1 pseudogene is annotated in these 442 nt (G+C 60.2%); it reads left to right on the top strand.

The features are described from left to right. Window positions 1–442 (top strand): annotated as a pseudogene (locus tag B7449_RS17310) (type IV secretory system conjugative DNA transfer family protein); the annotation flags it as partial.

The raw sequence follows: 442 nt of genomic DNA, 5'->3' as shown, positions 1-442 counted from the left end.
CTCGCCCTCCTCGCGACGATCGAAGGCGGCCTGTTTCAGTCTGAACTGACCACGGCACACGACGAGCCGGATGTTTGCGCACTCCAGGACGCAGTCGACCGCCTCGGTTCAGGTTCTAAAGACATCCTGCGCAATTTTGCACAGATTGGTGCAGCAGTCGCCGCCGCACCATGCCGGGTTGCGACCGCCAATGACGATGAAGGGAACGAACACGCAGCCAGAACAGACATGCTGACACCGTTCTCCTATATGCTGCGTGACGCTACCTCCACCTCGAAACCCGGTTTTCAGACACAGCCCCGCACCATACCTCCCATCGACGGTCACCTGCTTGGACGCCTGGAGGCCATTGAACGCCGCGTAGACCGGCAACCAGGTGTAGCCCGGCGTCAGGCACTGCTTATATTGGGTGTCAGGGACGCGATGACAAAAGGCGCACCGA

The organism is Komagataeibacter intermedius TF2 (assembly GCF_000964425.1).
Lineage (GTDB): Bacteria > Pseudomonadota > Alphaproteobacteria > Acetobacterales > Acetobacteraceae > Komagataeibacter > Komagataeibacter intermedius.
The sequence above is the reverse complement of the archived record's forward strand: the minus strand, read 5'-3'. Positions and strand labels throughout refer to the sequence as shown.